Source organism: Paenibacillus albiflavus (assembly GCF_004344915.1).
GTDB classification, from domain to species: domain Bacteria; phylum Bacillota; class Bacilli; order Paenibacillales; family NBRC-103111; genus Paenibacillus_AM; species Paenibacillus_AM albiflavus.
In genome coordinates, this window is the sequence record NZ_SKFG01000020.1 from 45,724 (window position 1) to 64,966 (window position 19,243).

Consider the following 19,243-nt stretch of genomic DNA (forward strand, 5'->3'; position numbering starts at 1 on the left):
TAATTTGAATTTTACATAATCCTTAATTAATTGTCAATGTCAAAAGAGTATGATCATAGATTGATAGTCATAGGAAAATGAGGACTCAGCAGGATGAGTCCTCATTCAAACACCTATTATAAGAAAGAATTACTTCTTGGATTTCTTGGTATTATAGAATTTATTCCATTCGCGCATAAATTTTAAGTAATACCTTAAGAAACGCACCGCCTCTAAGGACGGTGAAACCGTTTCTTCTTGCGTGATTTGGTACTTGAGATACGTCCTTTTTTATCTGAAGCGCGCTTGTTCGTACTTCTTGTTACCACTTCAGGAGTTTCATCTACCTCTGTGACAACACGACAATGTTGAAAAACGGGTACACAGTGATGACGAGTTACGATTTCAATTGGATGAATGACACGTATGAGTTGTGGATGACAGACATGACGAACAACTCGAATTGGCGGGTCTACAATGGTTTCTGTAGGACATTGTTCGAAACAGCAAGACATATAGCTATCAGCTCCTTTCTTATCTGTGCTCACCCATATTATATGGGATATTTACCATTACGCTTGTTCGTTTATCCTTGTTATAATAGGTTAGTTGACTCATTTTGTACCATTACTGTTTTTTGCTATAATGGACTATGCACCAAGGAATAGGTAAAGGAAGATACACATCATGTTATTACTCGAAGACAAACCAGAAACAAAGCTCGATATGAAAGATTGGGCAAGAATTAACAGAGACAAAATAGGCAAAGGAATTCATAAACCCAGATTTAGAAAGCCGAAAAAATGGGTGATTCAGAATCGAATTCTAATGGCTGTTATGATCATTGAGGATGTTAAGCTATCTGAGCTTGCTGCAGAAATGGAAGTATCCTCACGTACGGTGGCAGCATGGATTTATCAAGGAGTTCAACCAACTGAGGAGTACCGGGCGTTCCTTTCATTTAAGTTCGGATTGCCGCAGTCGGTTTTATTTTATGATGATCAGATGTATGACAGAGTGGAAACGATAACAGACAAGAAGTTCAATAAAGGCGTTCTGTCCGGTACCAAAATTAATCGTATTCTAACGGGAATGTTCGCTGTACATAATTTATCATCAGCTGAATTTAGCCGAATTAAAGGGATTGCCCCTGCAACGACTAGAAAGTACATGCATAACGGCGCTTATCCAGATGCGCAGTATCGTGACATTTATTGTCAGTATTTTGGGCTCCCAGAGGACATATTGTTCTATGAATGCTTATAGGTGAATCCATCTTTCGTTAGCAATTTATTCTGCAGCTTATAGATGGCTCATAAATTAAATTGTATGGGCTGTCTATAGGTATTATAGAATTTATAACATTCGTGTCATAAATTCTAAGTAATACCCTAAGAAACGCACCCACCTTTAAGGAGGGTGAAACCGTTTCTTCTGGCTGTCTATCATATTTGCAGAATATTCTTTGAATTATATGGATAAGAGGGGATGAGTTTGTGAAGTTGAAACGGATAGCGGCAATTGCTTTATTCGTGCCATTACTTATGTTGTCTAATACGCAATTGATCTTGGCTGATAGTCTCACGACTACAGCTAATTTCGATGGGAAGAAAATGATTTTCAAGCAAGAGTCTATTACGAGTCAAGAGGAATTGCTTCGGAATGCCATTGTCACGAATCAAGCTGTGAAGGTAAAGGAACTGTTAGCTCAAGGCGTGAACCCTAATTATTCGGATAAGAATAAGAATTCACTAATGGAATGGGCTATAACGCGGCCGGAATTAATGAAGCTGTTATTAAATGCAGGTGCGAATCCGAATACGATAACACCATCTGGTGATTCAATCTTAGAACTAGCCGTTAAATTTGCAGAGCCTCAGATTGTAGAACTATTAATTGAAGCTAAAGCGGATATTGCCAAAGGCACGAAAGGTTATAATGGATTCAAATTTGCGCTTTCCAAATATCTCAGTGATGCAACATCGATGGAAATGAGAGCACGATACTCGGCTATTCTGGACTCTTTTATTGGAAAGCTAGCCAAACAGGATAAAATTACATATTCGAATGGTGATGTATATACAGGCGGCGTCATTGACGGTGTTGCCTATGGGCAGGGAAAGCTGAAGATGGAGGATGGCAGTCTTGCAGAAGGACGATTTATCCAGGATTTGCTGAATGGGCAGGTTTCCTATACGAGCAAAGATGGGGACAAGTATAAAGGAGAAGCCTGGCAGGACTATTGGGAGGGTCAAGGAACTTATACATTTCCAGATGGAGAAGTACATAAAGGCGAGTATTGGAATGGTGTACTCAATGGCTATGGATCCATCATTTATACAGATGGCGGGAAGTACGTTGGCGAGTTTATTGACCATGAACAGTATGGCTATGGAAAATACATAGATGTAGATGGCAAGTCCTATAGCGGTGAAATTGTTGATGGTAGACTGAATGGCAAAGGTGTTTATACAGAGCCTTCTGGTTATCAGTTACAAGGAGTTTATGAGGATGATCAAATAACGGGATGGGCAAGAAAAGTATCCTCAGATGGTGTCGTTTCTTATATAAACCTTGATCATCCACTCAGTAGTTTAGTAGAAAATAAGAAGTATACGAATTTCCCTTTATTTTTTAATAATCAATATTTCCCAAAAGGTACGAACTATTATGCGAAGCGAGGAGATCAAAAGCCCGCGGGAGTTCTTGATGTTCAGTCGCTAAAAGTTCAACAAGAACAAGATGGCTGGTACAGAGCAATGACTTCCAAAGGGGATGTATGGATTCCAATTAGCAGTTCTTTGATTGGTCGCACAGTCTGGGTTAATCAAACCGCTCAAGCTGAATGGGATAATTACAGCATATTGGGTGCGAGTTTCCCATTCTCTAATCTGGAAGAAGTCGTCATTCAGGACATGTATCTAACCGATGAAGATGCTAGGTTATTCATAAAGAAGAAAGACGGTCAAATTGTAAGTGTGTTTGGTGATGATCTTCAAGCATTTGATAAGCTGTTCTATACACAGAATCCACAAGAGAAGTTCAAATGGACAGCTGAGATATGGGACGCGATCAAGCAGGGGCGGGTCCTTAGGGGGATGAATCAAGAACAAGTGACGATGGCTTGGGGCAAACCTAATGTTGTATCTAAACTAGATTCTTCAGCTAACTCACCTGTTATTTGGGAGTATAAAGATCATAAAGCGATCGGAACAATCTCCAGTCTATACTTCGATCAGGATCAGAAGCTGCAGATGGATGTACATCAATTGAATTTTCAATAGATCATGTTGTTAGGAACCTTTGATGCTTTGATGCGATCAAAGGTTTTTTTCTTGATGGTAGGGGAAAGGATGATATTTGAGCGGATCGGCAATATTATTCGGAGATGCCTTCTTGCATAATTAGTTGGAAATTTGACAAAAGTTCAACTATACATTTACATACGTTCACCGCCTTGGTATAGTAAAATGAGATAAACAGTATTTTACAGCTGGCATGGGAATGACGCTCAAGCTTTCATTATTCTTTTGGGGAAATCAGTTTGAATATGATAGAGGAGTGATTAGGATGAGAATGGTTGATCTTATTGAACGAAAGCGTGATGGACATGAGCTTACGAAGCAAGAGATCGATTATATTGTGGAAGGATATACCGACGGTTCAATTCCCGATTATCAAATGTCTTCTTTATTAATGGCTATCTTCTTTCGTGGAATGACGCCAAGAGAAACATCTGATCTGACACTAGCAATGGTGAATAGTGGGGATACGATTGATCTGTCCGCTATTGAAGGTATTAAAGTGGATAAACATAGCACGGGCGGCGTAGGAGATACGACGACAATTGTGCTTGCTCCACTCGTTGCATCCGTTGGTGTACCTGTTGCCAAGCTTTCCGGCCGTGGATTAGGACATACGGGTGGTACGGTTGATAAATTTGAATCGATTTCTGGTTTCCATGTCGAGATTGAAAATGCACAATTTATTAAACAAGTGAACGAGATTAAGGTAGCTGTTACTGGATCAACAGGGAACCTAGCTCCTGCAGATAAAAAAATGTATGGTTTGCGTGATGTAACAGGGACTGTCAACTCCATTCCGCTTATTGCCAGCTCGATTATGAGTAAGAAAATCGCTTCAGGCTCTGACGCGATTGTGCTGGACGTAAAGGTTGGCGCTGGAGCATTCATGAAAGATATTAACGATGCCAAGAAATTGGCACAGGCGATGGTTGAGATCGGCAGTAACGTGGGACGCAATACGATGGCGATTATCTCCGATATGAATCAACCGCTTGGGTATGCAATTGGGAATGCACTAGAGGTTAAGGAAGCAATCGATACACTGCGCGGTGAAGGACCTGCGGATTTGCATGAATTATGTATTACGCTTGGAAGCCACATGGTGCTGCTTGCAAAGCATGCTGACAATATTGATGAAGCTCGCCAAATTCTCGAAGAGGCGATCACTAGCGGCAAGGCACTACAAAAGTTCAAGGAATTTATCGAAGCACAAGGCGGGGATTCTTCGATTATTGATGATCCGAGCAAGCTTCCAGCAGCTAAACATATCATAGAAGTTAAATCGCAAGAGGATGGCTATGTATCGAAAATTGTAGCAGATAGCATTGGTACAGCAGCTATGATCTTAGGTGCGGGACGGGCAACGAAAGAATCTGTGATCGATCTTAGTGTAGGCCTTGTACTTCATAAGAAAATTGGGGATGAAGTGAAGAAGGGAGATACGCTCGTTTCGATTTATAGCAATACAGAGTCTGTAGATGAAGTTATGCAGCGTATTTATGAATCGTATCAGATCTCAGCTGTTAAGGTGGACTATCCGACACTTGTTTATGCTGAGATTCATGCGCATGATTCTGCCGCCCAGTAAATTCGATCATTAATGAAACTTGGAGGAAATTCATATGGACAAACAACAAATTGCAAGGATGATCGATCATACCCTGCTCAAAGCTGATGCGACCAAAGAGGCTATTGTAAAGCTTGCTGAGGAAGCGAAGCAGTACAAGTTCGCTTCTGTATGCGTTAATCCTGCTAATGTGGCGACTGCTTATGAAGTATTAAGGGATACTCCTGACGTAAAGGTTTGTACCGTTATCGGCTTCCCATTAGGTGCTTCAACACCTGAGGTCAAGGCGTTCGGAGTGAAGGATGCCATTGCAAACGGTGCTACTGAGGTTGATATGGTCATTAATATCGGTGCACTGAAGGATAAGCAAGATGAGCTCGTGGAACGTGACATTCGCGCAGTTGTTGAAGCTGCACATGGCAAAGCATTAACGAAGGTAATTATCGAGACTTGTTTACTTTCCGAGGAAGAAAAGGTACGTGCTTGTAAGCTATCCGTGCGTGCAGGAGCTGACTTTGTCAAAACCTCAACTGGCTTCTCAACGGGTGGGGCAACAGCAGCAGATATATCGCTTATGCGCCAAACTGTAGGTCCTGACATCGGCGTTAAAGCTTCTGGCGGAATCCGCAGCTATGAGGATTTTCAGGCCATGGTTGCGGCTGGAGCAACTCGTATTGGCGCTAGCTCCGGTGTTGCGATCATGCAAGGTGAGCAGTCAAGTTCGACCTATTAAATAAACTTCAAAGGGTGTAGCAAGCAGCAAGGGGTTGTCATTTATGACAACCTCTATATGCAGTTGATGATGCTATTCAGTTAGCAATCCATGAAGAAAGGTCGTATATAATGGATACATGAGGGTGGAGGTGTTAAGGATGTCTACGATTTCTACGAAATCTGTTGTCATAATTACAGGGGCATCGAGTGGATTTGGCTTATTGACAGCACTTGAATTTGCCAAGCAGGGCTATCAGGTCATTGCTACAATGCGGAATTTGGATAAGAAACATGATTTAATACATCAGGCGACACAATTAGGGGTAGCTGATCAAATAGAATGCCTGCAGCTTGACGTAACTATACCGGTTGAAGCCACATTCTTGATAGCTAATGTAATTGTCAAGTACGGCCGAATAGATGTACTCGTTAATAATGCTGGAACTGCTTATGGTGGCTATATTGAGGAAATTCCACGAGAGGACTGGGATAAACAGCTAGATACGAATTTCTTTGGTCTAGTTACCGTAACACAAGCTGTATTGCCTCATATGAGAACCAGACAGCAAGGGAAAATCATTAATATTAGCAGCGTTAGTGGTAGATTCGGTTTCCCTGGTATCGCACCTTATGCAGCTTCCAAATTTGCGGTTGAAGGTTTTAGTGAATCTTTGCGTCTTGAAATGCTGCCGTTTGGGATCTATACGGTCCTTATTGAACCGGCGTCCTATCATACAGATATTTGGAACAAAGGCTTTGACCATATCGCAACTAGGGTGAATAAGGAATCTCCTTATCGCGATCATCTTGAAGATATCCTGCGATTCTCTAAGCAATCGGCCTCCAATGCAGGTGATCCTCACAATGTTGCTAGTCTCATTGTTCGCGTTGCAGGCCTCAAGGCACCTAGGCTTCGTTATATGGTTGGCAGGGGTTCAACACTCTCTTTACTCGCTAAGACCCTGCTGCCTTGGAAGTGGTATGAACGAATCATAGTAAGGCAGCTTCGCAAATAAATCGTTGTATGATGCTGCAATTGGCATATTTGGTTCATAAATCAGTATACATGGTACTAACTCTAAGATAGAAGGAGATGGTGGCATGATTTATGAACAACCTGGATCAGCTAACAGTAAAGTATCGTTCCGCAGTCGATACAATAATTACATAGGTGGAGAATGGGTCGCACCTGTTCGGGAGGAGTATTTCTCAAATCCTTCTCCAGTCAATGGCAAAGCATTCTGCGAGGTTGCACGTTCAACGGAAGAAGACATCGAGAAGGCATTGGATGCAGCGCATGCCGCTAAATCAAGTTGGGGCAGAACTTCACCAGCTCATAGAGCGCAAATCCTGAATCAGATAGCAGATCGTATGCAAGCTAATCTTGAGATGCTTGCGGTTGCGGAGACTTGGGATAACGGAAAGCCAGTTCGTGAGACTTTAGCTGCTGATTTGCCGCTTGCGATTGATCACTTTAGATACTTTGCAGGTGTCATTCGAGCACAGGAAGGTACACTGAGTGAGATTAACGAACATACGGTAGCCTATCATTTTCATGAGCCGCTAGGCGTTGTTGGACAGATTATCCCGTGGAATTTTCCTATCTTGATGGCAACTTGGAAGCTGGCACCTGCACTTGCTGCGGGCAACTGTGTGGTACTTAAACCAGCAGAGCAGACGCCTGCAAGCATTATGGTGCTGATGGAATTGATTGGAGATCTTCTACCGCCAGGCGTAGTTAATGTTGTAAACGGTTTCGGATTTGAAGCAGGTAAGCCGCTTGCTTGCAGCAATCGTGTATCTAAAGTTGCCTTTACGGGAGAGACGACGACAGGCAGACTGATTATGCAGTATGCTTCTGAGAATATTATTCCGGTTACACTTGAGCTTGGCGGCAAATCGCCAAATGTGTTCTTTGATGACGTATTCGCGAAGAAAGATCAGTTCGCAGACAAAGCGCTTGAGGGCTTTACGATGTTTGCGCTGAATCAAGGCGAGGTATGTACTTGTCCTTCCCGCGCATTAGTCCAACAAAGCTTCTATAGTGACTTTATGGATTTGGCCGTTAAGCGCACGAGACAAGTCAAGCAGGGGAATCCGCTTGATACAGAGACGATGATCGGCGCGCAAGCATCGATAGATCAACTGGAGAAAATCATGAGCTATATCGACCTAGGTAAACGTGAAGGAGCTGAGATTCTTACAGGCGGGGAGCGCAATATTCTATCTGGCGATCTCGCCGAAGGCTATTATGTGTCGCCTACCGTATTTGCTGGCCATAATAAAATGCGCATTTTCCAAGAAGAGATCTTTGGACCTGTCGTATCCGTTACAAGCTTCAACGATTTTGACGATGCTCTTTCCATTGCTAATGATACTTTGTATGGATTAGGAGCGGGTGTATGGACCCGTGATATGAATACGGCATATCGCATGGGTAGAGGAATCGAGGCAGGACGTGTATGGGTCAACTGTTATCACGATTATCCAGCTCATGCAGCTTTCGGAGGCTATAAGCAGTCGGGGATCGGGCGTGAGAATCATAAGATGATGCTGAACCATTATCAGCAGACCAAGAACCTGCTCGTTAGCTATAGTCCGAATGCATTAGGCTTCTTCTAAGCGTAATGAGTAAAGAGACGGAGCCTAAAGTAATGGCAACTCCCACGGCGCTTGAGCTAATAGAGAGACTTAGAGAGAAGTATGGCGATCTGATGTTTCATCAATCTGGCGGATGCTGTGACGGCAGTGCGCCGATGTGCTTCCGCGCAGGTGAATTCAAGGTAGGAGGTCAGGATGTCTACTTAGGCGACATAGGTGATGTACCCTTCTTTATAGGAGCTGCTCAATATGAGTATTGGCAGCATACACAATTAATTATCGATGTTGTTCCTGGGCGTGGTGCTGGCTTCTCACTTGAGGGTCCAGAAGGTGTCAGATTCCTGACGCGTTCTCGTTTGTTTGAATAGGTAGTTCGTCAGCAATTGGCCGTTTCCTAATCTTAGGGAGCGGTTTAATTTCTGTTGATTGGTACTTGCAGACAAGGTGATGAAGAAGGAATTATGTTATACTAGGAAAGGGGTTGTTGATCTTAATATTGATGATTAAAAGGAGCAAGCAATATGAATATTGCCTTTTTTCTGTTGCCCAAAAATGAAGTTGCCTATTTAACAGAGCAATTTACTTTGCGCCAAGCGCTAGAGAAAATGGAATACCATCGCTATACATCGATTCCGATTTTGAATAAAGAGGGCAAATATGTAGGGACTATTACAGAAGGAGACATTCTGTGGTTCTTCAAAAATACAGCGAATTTATCGTTAGAGAATGCACATCGTCATTTTATTTCGGAAGTTCCTATTCAGAGGCCGAATCAATCTGTACGCATAGATGCTAATATGGAAGATTTGATTAGCCTTGCCAAAGTGCAGAACTTCGTACCGATTGTAGATGATCTGGATAATTTCATAGGAATCGTTAGAAGAAGCGACATTATCGAATATTGTGCGAGCAAAATGCTATTTTAGTATGATAGAATTCCTAACTTTTGTTTCATAAATTCTAAGTAATACCTTAAGAAACGTGTTCCGTCCCTACAAGGACGCTGCAACCGTTTCTTTTTGGAACATAATTATCTAATTTATCACAATTTTCCGAATTGACATATTAATCCACAGGTTGTTAATATGGGATTGTAGTGATTTAATTCTGAGGAGGACAAGTATCTATGAAGAAGAAGGCCAATTCATTTCGTAAAATGCTTGCTGCGTCCGTTGCCGCTACAATGCTTATTATGCCAATGGCAACTGCAGCAGCAGCAGAAACAACGGGTCCAGATTTGAAATTGCGATTGATGGAAACGACAGATATTCATACGAATATCATGAACTATGACTATTATCAGGATAGTGTTACGAATGAGTTTGGATTGGCGAAAACAGCTTCTTTAATTAAGAAATATCGCGATGATGCGAAGAACAGCTTGCTGTTTGATAACGGTGACTTAATTCAAGGGAATCCGATGGGGGATGTAATGGCGAAGGTTGATCCTCTTAAGGACGGAGAAACACATCCTGTTTATAAAGCCATGAATCTATTAGACTATGACGCAGCGAACATTGGAAATCATGAGTTTAACTTTGGGTTAGAGTTCCTGCAGCGCAGTTTAAAAGGAGCAGATTTCCCCTATGTAAATGCCAACATCTATGTTGACGATAAAGATAACAATCCTGACAATGATAAGAATTACTTTACTCCTTATCTTCTGCTAGATCGCACCTTCAAGGATGAGAAGGGCAATGATCAGAAGCTGAAGATTGGTGTGATTGGATTTGTTCCACCTCAAATCATGAATTGGGATCAAGCTAATCTTGAAGGTAAAGTCATCGTGAAGGACATTGTTGAAACAGCTAACAAATTCGTTCCCCAAATGATTAAAGAAGGTGCTGACTTAGTTATTGCAATTCCGCATTCAGGTTTTGGATCAGTGGAAGGCACGGGCAATGACGAGAATGCAGCTTATCTATTAAGTAAAGTTCCTGGTATTGACGCAATATTATTCGGACATGCGCATGTGACATTCCCGAATGAGAAATTTGCAGGACCTGCTGGCGTTGATCTTGCGAAAGCGGGAGTCGATATGAAGAAAGGAACAATCAATGGAGTTGCTGCTGTTGAGCCTGGCTTCTGGGGGGACAATCTGGGTGTTATCGATTTGAGCCTAAGTAAGGTTGATGGCAAATGGAAAGTCGTTGATTCGCAATCCAGCGTAATTCCGATTTACGATAAAGCGAACAAAAAAGCGCTTGTTGATGCAGATCAAGCAATCGTAGATTCGGTTAAAGCTGAGCATGAAGAAACCTTGAAGTATGTTCGTGGATCTGTTGGCAAATCAACAGCGCCGATTAACAGTTACTTTGCTCTTATTCAAGATGATCCTTCCATTCAGCTTGTAACGAATGCACAAAAGTGGTACGTCGAGAAGAACATCAAAGGCACTGAGTTAGATGGCCTTCCTGTACTTTCAGCAGGTGCTCCTTTCAAAGCTGGCGGACGTAATGGAGTTAGCTATTATACGGATATTCCAGTTGGCGATCTTGCAGTTAAGAACATGGCTGACCTGTATGTTTATCCTAATACACTCTATGCAGTGTTGATTACAGGTGATTTGGTAAAAGAATGGCTAGAGCGTTCTGCGGGACAATTTAATCAAATTGATCCGAATAAAACAGAAGAACAGCCTCTAGTGAATGATACGTTCCCAACATATAACTTTGACGTGATTGATGGTGTTACATACAAAATTGACGTAACACAGCCTTCCAAGTATGATGTTGGCGGTAAGCTGTTGAATAAAGACGCAAATCGGATTAAGGATTTACAATTCAATGGTAAACCAATTAATGGAGCGGATAAATTCATCGTTGTAACGAATAATTACCGCGCAGGTGGCGGAGGCAATTTCCCAGGTGCTAATGGCAGCACAATCGTCATCAGCTCGCCAGATGAGAATCGTCAAATCGTTATCGATTACATTCGTGAGAACGGAACGATTAACCCATCTGCTGATAATAACTGGTCTATTGCTCCAATTAACGATAAAGTGAAGGTCACATTTGAAACTTCACCTAAGGCTCAAGAGCTGGCAGCTAGCAACAGTGCTTTGAAGTATGTTGATACGAATAAAGAAACAGGCTTTGCTAAGTTTATTTTGGATACGACTAAGCTTGGAACAACGACTGTAACAGTACCAACTGCACCAACAGGAGAACCAACTACTTCTGCCGGAGAACAGATTTATGTGGTTAAAGCAGGAGATGTACTTTCCAGAATTGCGAAGTCTTATGGTTTAGATTGGAGAGAGCTTGCAGCATATAATAAGCTCGCGAATCCACATTTAATTCTAATTGGACAACAAATCAAAATTCCAGCGAAATAATAACTTCATCATCAGCCCCTTTGAAGAGCAATCTTCTTAGGGGCTGCTTTATGTTATAATATACCTAGCTGACATAGGGCATTGATCGTGATAACAAAGGAGGTACTCGTACGGATATGCTAAGAAATTTGACTGTCTTTGATTTTGAGACGACGGGATTAGATCCACAAAGGGATCGAGTCATTGAGATCGCAGCCATTCGTGTGATTGATGGCGTTGTTGCAAGTGAATTTCGTACACTTGTCCAATATGATGGCAAGCTTGCGCCGAAGATAACAGAAATCACGGGGATTACGGATGAGGATCTTGCTTATGGCATGGATGAAGTAACAGCATTCAAGATTTTGAATCGTTTTCTAGGGAATCATGTACTAGTTGCACATAATGCTGCGTTTGATTTAAGCTTCCTGCACTATACACTTAAGCGGCTAGCGGGCCGATCCTTTAACAATTCCTTCCTTGATACATTGACGATTAGTAGAGATCGCAGTGTTTATCCCTATACGTTAAGTGATATGTGCAATCGGTATGCTGTTCCGCTCGAAGGAGCTCATCGGGCACTGAATGATGTAAATGGATGTTGGAAGCTGTTAGAAGCTTTATATAATGAAGCTCCAATTGATACATATATAAACAAGCTTGGATATCTAAAAAAATATGGTCCGCCCAAGTGGATGCCAGATTATGCAATTCCTGTGGCACAAGAAAATGTGTATGAAGACCGCATTAGAGGCAATGCGTAATTGTTGTGTTGATATGAATAAAGCGACTGGGGAGAAGAAGATTCCTCAGTCGCTTTTGTATGATATTTCCTGTTCAGGGGAGACTTGATGTTAAGGTACCGTTAGCAAACAGGAGGTAATCGATCATGGCAATAAAATGGTATCAACAAATGTGGGTTGTCGTCATTGTGAATATCTTGTTTTTGCCTGCTGGTATCTTATTAATTCTCATGAATAGCAGATGGCCCAGCAGCAAGAAATTCATGTGGATCGTGCTTTTCTCAGCTATTTATATCGCTATGTATTATTTAACTACACATGGTAACTTTATTTCACACAATCCGTAGCGTCTGAAATTACATGTTGTAAGTGACTTGCTTGATCGTTTCAGCGGATATTGCTAACTGACGCGTCGAAGAGCCAATTTCATCGATTGCATTGACAAGGGAATGGATTTCCATATTCACTTTATCAATTTCTCGCATATTATGTTCCATCGATTGGACAATCTGATCAAATACCTCTTGCGTCTTGACAGACTCCTGTTTGCCTTGTGACATCAAGACTTGAACATCTTGAATAGATGCGACCACTTGACTTGTGAAAGTAGCTGATTGTGAAACTAAATCCGTAATTTGACTAACTGTTAAGCGGGAATCCTCAGATAGCTTTTGTACTTCCTTTGCCACAACTGCAAAGCTTCTTCCATATTCCCCGGCACGAGATGCTTCGATGGCTGCGTTGAATGACAGCATTTTGGTTTGCTTGGCAATCCCTTCAACAATATCAATAACTCGATTTATCTGATCAGAGGCTTGATTTAATTGGCTGATTGCAGTTTCCATTTGCTTTGTTTTGTCATGAATCAATTTCATATGGGAAACAAGCTGCTCCAGCATAGTTTGCCCCTCTGTTGCCATTTCCTTGGTGTTCTTTGAATTTCCAACGGTTTGCTGGAAGGAATCATTGAATTGTGTGCTGCTCGTAATTAAAGTTTGGACAAAAGAGTCGGTTTGTTCGCTTAGCTGAATGAGTTCGTTGTTCACTTTCGACATTTTCATTTTAACTTCTTCTTTGACGCGTTCGTACTGCTGCTCAAGAGCGAGCATATGCTTTTTCTCATAAGCATCGAGGACAAGCTGCTGTTCAAAGTTAAGAAGCTTCGCAATGATATTGTTGATGATCTGAGCTTCTTCTTGATTGTGAAATTTTTTACTAATTACATTACTAAAAGAGTTTTGAAGCTTCTGGAAGGCACCTAGGTACCACTTAGATTCAAGACCGATTCGATGATGTGCTTCTGCAATTTTAAGTCTGGTTCGGATGTATTCCTCATCAATTGTTCCACAGAACATTTGCAATAGATGCTGTTTAAGTGTAGCTCTTAAACGGTCTATCGAACTATACTTAGCAATCATTTGTTTAAGTTTAGGGATATCTAGAACACTTTGATAAAATCCGGTAATAATCTCATCAATATGTTCCTCGATTAACGGCTGAAGTTTCTTGATCATTTTAAGATCCTCCACCGTTAGCCCGATCAATTTCATCTGGGATACAAGTTCGGTTCCATTAAACGATTCTATTGTTGCAGTTTCTTCTGATGCTTCGTTTATCCAATTTTTGTCTTGTTTATTGCCAAACGAGAGAAAATTGGATAATTTCTGAAATGGACACATATAGAGCATCTCCTCGTTTTATTTAGAGTCTAAACAAAAGTACGAATCTAATTTAGTATACACAGATTGTATGGGTAAAGCTATGTGGCAGTAAGCAATATACGCAATTTCTAAATAGGATTTGACAATTCTCGTAAATAGAAATATGATATTAACATACCCCTATGGGTATATGAGATAGTCTAAGACTGTTGAATATAATAGATGAGTATTCTTAAGGAGTGTTGATCAAATGGCGGATTATAGAAGTCAAATGGCAAGTGAAGTCTTACAGCGTATGGGTAAGGAGAAGCTTCGCATTGTAGATGTAAGAGAAATGGATGAATGGATCGATGGACATATTCCTGGTGCAGTTCATGTTCCGTTAAGTGAATTTGGAGATCATGTAGGTAAAATTGATCCAAATGAAGAAACGATCATCGTGTGCAGAAGCGGCGGTCGCAGCGCTAGAGCTTGTGAGTATTTAGCAGAATCAGGCTATAACGTTATTAATATGTTAGGTGGTATGCTTGCATGGCAAGGGGATATAGAGGAAGGTGAATAACCGTGAAGCAATACGAGTACGACGTTAATATTCGCAAACGGCTTAGAAGAGTCGAAGGACAGGTTCGGGGCGTATTGCAAATGATGGACGATGGGAAGGGCTGCAAAGATGTCGTAAGTCAGTTGACCGCAGTTCGCAACGCCGTTGATAAAGCGATTGCACATATTGTTGCCAATAATCTGAGTGATTGCATTAAAGAAGAACAGCGATCAGGTTCAGATGAAAATATTAATACGCTGATTGAACAGGCTGTTGAACTTATGATAAAAAGTAGGTGATCAAGATGACGTCGAATACCATCATATGGATTTTATTTGCGATTGTCATTGTAATTTTCTTCTATACCCGATTTAGCTCAATCCGAGGAATGCGCAATATGAATGCCGCACAATTTGAGGAGGCTATTCAGAGCACTGCGAATCGTCTCGTAATTGATGTTCGGGAGCCAGGTGAATTCAAAGGTGGGCATATCGTAGGAGCAGTTAATTATCCGTTGTCATCACTGAATGATAAGTTAAAGAACATCCCTTCAGATAAGCAGTTATTTATCTATTGTCAGAGCGGGATGCGAAGCAGACAAGCAGGTCGCGTGCTCAGTAAGAATGGTTACACGAACCTTGTCAACTTGCAAGGTGGATTCTTAAGCTGGAAAGGCAAGAAAGTGAAATAAAATTGTCTCTATTGTCAAAATCAACTGTTGGGGTTATTCACCCAGCAGTTTTTTTGTACAGCTTATGATCTCCAATACAATAGCGCATCAGGAGGTAATTTTTGGTGTTGATTGGCCTCGTGATACAAATCACGATAAATGCAAATCATTATTGTTATAATCTAGGTTATATTACACATAAAAGGAGATTTATATAATGATTTACAAAAGAATCTTAATTGCTTCTATTTCGGTTTGCTTGATACTCGTACTGAGCGCGTGCGGTAGTAAGAGTGGGGACGTGGGAACATCAACATCAGAAGTTCCAACTTCAACGCCTAAAGCAAATGTAGTAGTAGCAGATATCGCGGATAAAATGTTTGAAGATATAGAAATGTTGAAGATGATCGAGATGGAGCCTGATTTAATCAAAGAGAGATACGGGCTCATTACAGGAGATTATAAACAAGTTCTTATTCTGGCACCGATGATGAATGTTAAAGTAGACGAGTTAGCCTTTGTTGAAGTAAAAGATGCGAGCCAAATTGAAACCGTTAAAGCGGCTATGAAGAATCGTGCTGATAAGGTAGCGGATAATTTTAAGACTTATTTGCAAGATCAATACGAAATAGCTCAGAAACCAGTCATTAAATCAAATGGTAATTATGTATTTATGGCAATTTCACCATATGCGGATAAATTAGCGGCTATTTTCGATAGCTTTACACAATAACCAGAATGTTGTAAAAAGGATAATAAGGACTAGAGCAGTGAATCTGCTATAGTCCTTATTTCTGCATAATTATTCCTTTTATAGCCAAGGTTAAGAAATATCGCTACTTTGAGAGGAATAATCCTAGTGGTCTTTAGCTCATTGCTGTTTATTTTTGTATTTTTGCCAACTGTTATTATCCTGTATTATGCTGCGCCTCGAACGATTCGTAATTTACTGCTCTTCTTATGCTCCTTGCTGTTCTATGCCTGGGGCGAGCCCGTATATGTGCTGCTAATGCTTTTTTCAACCGTCATTGATTATTTTCACGGTTTACTCATCCATCATTATTTACATAACAAAAGAATCGCCAAATGGTTTGTGATTTCCTCACTTACGATCAATCTTCTAATATTAGGCTTTTTTAAATATGCGAACTTTCTCGTTCAGAGTGCGAACGAAATTCTCGGAACCGCATGGGCGATTCATGAGCTTCCATTACCGATAGGCATCTCGTTCTATACATTCCAAACGATGTCCTATGCAATTGATGTGTACCGAGGAGATGCACCTGTTCAGCGTAATATCATTGCTTTTGGAACGTACATCGCTCTATTCCCTCAATTAATTGCTGGCCCAATTGTGAGATATCATGTGATAGCTGACCAGCTTAATCATCGCAGAGAATCGATTCCTCAATTTGCAAATGGAATAAAGCTGTTCATTATCGGGCTTGCCAAGAAATTGCTGCTGGCAAATAACATTGGCATGCTATGGGATGAAGTACGGCATATGCCAGCAGGTGAACTTCCCCTGTTGACCGCATGGTTAGGAATCGCCGCTTTTGCAATGCAAATTTATTATGATTTCAGCGGTTACTCGGATATGGCAATTGGATTAGGACGTATGTTTGGCTTTGAGTTTCCACGAAATTTTCATTATCCTTATATTTCTCAAAGCATTTCGGAATTCTGGCGAAGATGGCATATGACACTTGGCGCTTGGTTTCGAGAATATTTGTACATACCGCTTGGCGGTAATCGAGTTGCAACCTGGAAGGTATATCGTAATTTATTTGTAGTTTGGCTAGCGACAGGTCTATGGCATGGGGCTAGCTGGAATTTTGCCTTATGGGGCTTATATTTTGGTCTTATAATCGTACTTGAGAAATACGTGATCTTACGTTTACTAACTCGATCATCTCGGTGGATCAGCCATGCGTATACATGGATACTGCTCTTAGTCAGTTGGGTGTTGTTTGCCTTTGATGAGCTGGATTTAGGTTTTGCTTATTTAGCAGCGATGTTTGGCATAGTTAGTGATGGCCTAATGAACGATCAGTTTATTTATTTGCTCTATACGAATATCCTGCTGCTTCTTATCCTGATTCTGTGCGCAACACCTATTGTGGAAAACATGGTTTGTAGCTGGAAGAGCCGATATGCAAAACTGTCCGAAATTGTACTACAGCCCGTATATTTGCTGCTGGTTGTACTATCTGTAGCTTACCTTGTCGATGCATCGTACAATCCATTTTTATACTTTCGGTTCTAAAGGTGGGAACTCACCATGTTCAAATCAAATGGCATATTAATCGGTTGGTTTGTTGCTTTTATAACGGGTCTGTCCCTTTGGAGCTTGTTAAGTAAAGATGTTAGCTTCTCTGAAGCAGAGAATCGTTACTTGCAGCAGCTGCCAGCGTGGAATTGGGATCGTGTAGTATCAGGAGAATTCACGAAGGAAGCAGAGAAGTATGTGTCCGATCAATTTATTGGTCGTGACTACTGGGTTGGACTCAAGTCAGATATGGAGCGGCTTCGGCAGCGTAAAGAGAATAATGGCATTTATTTTGGCAAGGATGATTATTTACTGGAAAAAGCAGAAGCTCCCGTTAGCGATATTGTAAAGGACAATGTGGAAGGGATTAATCAGTTGGCTAGAACCATGCCCCATATACCGATTAGAATGCTGCTTGTACCGAATTCGGTTAAAGTACTTGATGATAAGCTGCCTGCTTATGCAGTTCCGTATGATCAGGGACTAACGATTAAGAACGTGCAAGAATGGCTAGAACCACAAGTACAATGGTTGGATGTGTTAGGGACTCTAAGATCATATACCGGATCAGCTAAGGACAATCTGTATTACAAAACAGATCATCATTGGACGATATGGGGAGCTTATGCAGCTTATCAAGCGTTGTGCAAGCAGATGGGATGGAACCCTGTAGAAGTATCTTGGGAAAAGGTAACTGATCGTTTCCAAGGCTCCTACTATTCCAAAGCAAATATTCGCAGAAGTGTCAGTGATGAGATTGTATTGCCTCATTTTGCAGGAGAATTACTGGCCTCTATTATCATTCAGGATGATGGTCGAAAGCTGAATTCCATGTATGCCAGAGAACATTTAGACAAGAAGAATAAATATGATGTATTTTTAGATGGCAATCATGCGTTGATTACGATAAGATCGAATGTAAAAAACAATAAGAAGCTGCTTGTTGTAAAAGATTCCTATGCCCATTGCTTTGTCCCATTCTTGCTGAATCATTACGAAGAAATTCATATGCTGGATCTTCGTTACTATAATTTGAAAGTTCGGGATTATATCAAGGAAGCAGGCATTACAGAAATTTTATTATTATATAATGTGTCGACTTTCAGCCAAGACCCTACGATTAAGCTGATTGGTCGCTGAGTAGGAGTTGAATATGGATGCCTGTTCAAGTAATTGATGATGGTTTGACTTTGCAGATTCTGGAGCCGTCTCATGTTGATGCTCTTTTCCGTTTGACAGATATGAATCGTGAACATCTTAGACAGTGGATGCCATGGATCGATTCAACCATCACCGTACAAGATTCGGAAGATTTTATTCGAAGCACAATTAGTCTTTATGCGAACAATGCTGGGTTTACTGCAGGAATATTTTTACACGGTCAGTTATGTGGTGTAATCGGATTACATTTGCCGAATTGGCGAGTACGGCATGTTTCCATGGGCTATTGGCTAGGGAAGGATTATCAAGGCAGAGGGATTATGACGAAGGCGTGTGCTTGCTTAATTCAGTATGCATTTGAGAACTGGCAGATGAATCGGATCGAGCTTCGAATTGATCCACGCAATGTTCGCAGTCGAGATCTGGCTCATCGTCTTGGATTTACCCAGGAGGGGATATTAAGGCAGGTTGATTTGATTGGGGACGTGTATATGAATATGGTCGTCTATTCCTTGCTTGTGTCAGAGTGGTTAGCCCTTTCAGAGGATGATACAATAAATAATAGATAAGAGTGGTTTAACCGTGCCCAAAGTTGCCGCATCGCGCCCGGCAGTACGGTTGGGGGACGCTGCGAGAGTGCAAACGGTAAAAAAATTCCGAACTTCGGAAACTAATTACCGAAAAAATGCCCAAAGTTGCCGCATCGCGCCCGGCAG

20 protein-coding genes are annotated in these 19,243 nt (G+C 41.3%); 18 read left to right on the plus strand and 2 right to left on the minus strand.

Features of this window, described 5'->3' with window-relative positions; all coding sequences use genetic code 11:
* Positions 1-212: 212 nt before the first annotated feature.
* Entirely contained in the window at positions 213-494 is a 282-nt protein-coding gene (locus tag E0485_RS17575; protein ID WP_132419382.1) for a hypothetical protein, read from the minus strand.
* A gap of 172 nt (positions 495-666) precedes the next feature.
* On the opposite strand from E0485_RS17575, the gene E0485_RS17580 reads away from it, so the two are divergent.
* From E0485_RS17580 to E0485_RS17630, 11 genes are all read left to right on the plus strand, one after another.
* Complete coding sequence (locus E0485_RS17580; protein ID WP_132419383.1) at positions 667-1,245, plus strand: hypothetical protein; 579 nt, start codon at positions 667-669, stop codon at positions 1,243-1,245.
* 230 nt (positions 1,246-1,475) lie between these two features.
* Positions 1,476-3,263 (plus strand): ankyrin repeat domain-containing protein, encoded by a 1,788-nt coding sequence (locus E0485_RS17585; RefSeq protein WP_132419384.1) that lies wholly within the window; start codon positions 1,476-1,478, stop codon positions 3,261-3,263.
* Between the two features lie 286 nt (positions 3,264-3,549).
* A complete protein-coding gene (locus tag E0485_RS17590) occupies positions 3,550-4,872 on the plus strand; it encodes a pyrimidine-nucleoside phosphorylase (RefSeq protein WP_132419385.1) in 1,323 nt (440 codons plus the stop codon).
* 34 nt (positions 4,873-4,906) lie between these two features.
* Positions 4,907-5,584, plus strand: a complete 678-nt coding sequence (gene deoC / locus E0485_RS17595; RefSeq protein WP_132419386.1) for a deoxyribose-phosphate aldolase — start codon at positions 4,907-4,909, stop codon at positions 5,582-5,584.
* Between the two features lie 139 nt (positions 5,585-5,723).
* Positions 5,724-6,581, plus strand: a complete 858-nt coding sequence (locus tag E0485_RS17600; RefSeq protein ID WP_132419387.1) for an SDR family oxidoreductase — start codon at positions 5,724-5,726, stop codon at positions 6,579-6,581.
* An 85-nt stretch (positions 6,582-6,666) separates the two neighbouring features.
* Positions 6,667-8,187, plus strand: a complete 1,521-nt coding sequence (adh, locus tag E0485_RS17605) for an aldehyde dehydrogenase (RefSeq protein WP_132419388.1) — start codon at positions 6,667-6,669, stop codon at positions 8,185-8,187.
* 32 nt (positions 8,188-8,219) lie between these two features.
* Complete coding sequence (locus tag E0485_RS17610; RefSeq protein ID WP_235857613.1) at positions 8,220-8,534, plus strand: DUF779 domain-containing protein; 315 nt, start codon at positions 8,220-8,222, stop codon at positions 8,532-8,534.
* 153 nt (positions 8,535-8,687) lie between these two features.
* Positions 8,688-9,092, plus strand: a complete 405-nt coding sequence (locus tag E0485_RS17615) for a CBS domain-containing protein (RefSeq protein WP_132419390.1) — start codon at positions 8,688-8,690, stop codon at positions 9,090-9,092.
* Positions 9,093-9,292: 200 nt separating this feature from the next.
* The gene (locus tag E0485_RS17620; protein ID WP_132419391.1) at positions 9,293-11,503 is read left to right on the plus strand and encodes a bifunctional 2',3'-cyclic-nucleotide 2'-phosphodiesterase/3'-nucleotidase; all 2,211 of its coding nucleotides are present in this window, start codon (positions 9,293-9,295) and stop codon (positions 11,501-11,503) included.
* A 116-nt stretch (positions 11,504-11,619) separates the two neighbouring features.
* Entirely contained in the window at positions 11,620-12,246 is a 627-nt protein-coding gene (locus E0485_RS17625; protein ID WP_132419392.1) for a 3'-5' exonuclease, read from the plus strand.
* A gap of 125 nt (positions 12,247-12,371) precedes the next feature.
* The gene (locus E0485_RS17630) at positions 12,372-12,572 is read left to right on the plus strand and encodes a hypothetical protein (RefSeq protein WP_132419393.1); all 201 of its coding nucleotides are present in this window, start codon (positions 12,372-12,374) and stop codon (positions 12,570-12,572) included.
* A 9-nt stretch (positions 12,573-12,581) separates the two neighbouring features.
* On the opposite strand, the gene E0485_RS17635 is transcribed toward E0485_RS17630, so the two are convergent.
* A complete protein-coding gene (locus E0485_RS17635; protein ID WP_165921219.1) occupies positions 12,582-13,904 on the minus strand; it encodes a globin-coupled sensor protein in 1,323 nt (440 codons plus the stop codon).
* Positions 13,905-14,136: 232 nt separating this feature from the next.
* Between E0485_RS17635 and E0485_RS17640 the strand changes: the two genes are divergently transcribed.
* From E0485_RS17640 to E0485_RS17670, 7 genes are all read left to right on the plus strand, one after another.
* Positions 14,137-14,448, plus strand: coding sequence for a rhodanese-like domain-containing protein (locus E0485_RS17640; protein WP_207911009.1), 312 nt, complete (start codon positions 14,137-14,139; stop codon positions 14,446-14,448).
* A gap of 2 nt (positions 14,449-14,450) precedes the next feature.
* Positions 14,451-14,726, plus strand: a complete 276-nt coding sequence (locus tag E0485_RS17645; protein ID WP_132419395.1) for a metal-sensing transcriptional repressor — start codon at positions 14,451-14,453, stop codon at positions 14,724-14,726.
* Between the two features lie 5 nt (positions 14,727-14,731).
* The gene (locus E0485_RS17650; RefSeq protein WP_132419396.1) at positions 14,732-15,118 is read left to right on the plus strand and encodes a rhodanese-like domain-containing protein; all 387 of its coding nucleotides are present in this window, start codon (positions 14,732-14,734) and stop codon (positions 15,116-15,118) included.
* 196 nt (positions 15,119-15,314) lie between these two features.
* The gene (locus E0485_RS17655) at positions 15,315-15,830 is read left to right on the plus strand and encodes a DUF4358 domain-containing protein (RefSeq protein WP_132419397.1); all 516 of its coding nucleotides are present in this window, start codon (positions 15,315-15,317) and stop codon (positions 15,828-15,830) included.
* Between the two features lie 126 nt (positions 15,831-15,956).
* Positions 15,957-17,363, plus strand: coding sequence for an MBOAT family O-acyltransferase (locus E0485_RS17660; RefSeq protein WP_132419398.1), 1,407 nt, complete (start codon positions 15,957-15,959; stop codon positions 17,361-17,363).
* 15 nt (positions 17,364-17,378) lie between these two features.
* Entirely contained in the window at positions 17,379-18,506 is a 1,128-nt protein-coding gene (locus tag E0485_RS17665; RefSeq protein WP_132419399.1) for a DHHW family protein, read from the plus strand.
* Positions 18,507-18,523: 17 nt separating this feature from the next.
* Positions 18,524-19,096 carry a GNAT family N-acetyltransferase gene (locus tag E0485_RS17670; RefSeq protein ID WP_132419400.1) on the plus strand — a complete coding sequence of 191 codons (573 nt, stop codon included), beginning with the start codon at positions 18,524-18,526 and terminating at the stop codon, positions 19,094-19,096.
* The last annotated feature ends 147 nt before the right edge of the window (positions 19,097-19,243 follow it).